At 55.5% G+C, this 1,151-nt stretch carries 1 protein-coding gene and 1 pseudogene; one reads left to right on the top strand and one right to left on the bottom strand.

The features are described 5' to 3' along the window. Positions 1-69: 69 nt before the first annotated feature. Positions 70-549: pseudogene (locus tag QMN93_RS25955) on the top strand (IS3 family transposase); the annotation flags it as partial. A 256-nt stretch (positions 550-805) separates the two neighbouring features. Here the strand turns inward: QMN93_RS25955 and QMN93_RS25950 are convergent. After that, positions 806-919: a hypothetical protein gene (locus tag QMN93_RS25950; RefSeq protein WP_013087254.1), complete on the bottom strand. Its 114-nt coding sequence runs from the start codon at positions 917-919 to the stop codon at positions 806-808. Positions 920-1,151 lie beyond the last annotated feature (232 nt).

Raw genomic sequence — 1,151 nt, 5'->3', positions numbered from 1 at the left:
GCGCTGAAAGGTGCACGTCCGGTTCGGGGAGGAGAGGCAGGGAAATAGTCCGACTACGCCCTGCCTCTTACTCTACTGAGTACTTGGCAGGGGTTCGCGTATGTAGCGTTCATCATCGATGTGTTTGCCGGCGGCATCGTGGGTTGGCGAGTGTCGTCATCGATGGAAACCACGTTCGTGCTGGATGCGCTGGAGCAGGCGCTGTGGGCCCGTCGCCCTTCCGGCACCATCCATCACTCGGATAAGGGCTCGCAGTACGTGTCGCTGGCGTACATGCAACGTCTGCAGGACGCGGGCTTACTGGCCTCGACGGGCAGCTCAGGCGACTCCTACGACAATGCGATGGCGGAAAGCATCAACGGCCTGTACAAAGCGGAGGTGATACACAGACAGAGCTGGAAAAGCCGAGCAGAGGTTGAGTTGGCGACGCTGACGTGGGTGGACTGGTACAACAGCGGCCGACTACTGGAACGGCTCGGTCACATCCCCCCGGCTGAAGCCGAAAGAGCGTATTATGCTTCCATCGGAAACGGAGCTATGGCAGCCTGAGTTCGCGGACTAAAAACTCTCCCGGAAAACCGGGGCGGTTCAGGATCTTCTTGAGATCCTCTCTACCTACGAGTAATCTCTTGCTCTGTAAACGAAAAAAACCGCCTTGCAGGGCGGTTTTATCGAAGGTTAAGCCAGCTTGCAGGCTGCTTAACCAGGTAACTGTCTTGTGCGAGACTAGTCACCAAAACTGTCCTTTCAGTGTAGCCGCAGTCAGGCCGCCACTTCAAGTACTCTCTAAATCTCTCGCACATCATCAGTTACCAATGGCTGCTGCCAGTGGCGTTAAGTCGTGTCTTTCCGGGTTGGACTCAAGACGATAGTTACCGGATAAGGCGCAGCGGTCGGACTGAACGGGGGGTTCGTGCATACAGTCCAGCTTGGAGCGAACTGCCTTCCCGGAACTGAGTGTCAGGCGTGGAATGAGACAAACGCGGCCATAACAGCGGAATGACACCGGTAAACCGAAAGGCAGGAACAGGAGAGCGCACGAGGGAGCTACCAGGGGTCAGTTTGGATATAGAGAATTATTGTACTATAAGGGCTTCCCCGGCATGTCAACGCCGGTGTTTACGGTTTCTGTCTGCACTATAGTAAAAAAA

The organism is Enterobacter sp. R-1.6.2 (assembly GCF_035064085.1).
Classification (GTDB): Bacteria; Pseudomonadota; Gammaproteobacteria; order Enterobacterales; family Enterobacteriaceae; genus Enterobacter; species Enterobacter asburiae_B.
Note: the sequence above shows the minus strand (reverse complement) of the source record. Positions and strands in the feature narration are given on the sequence as shown.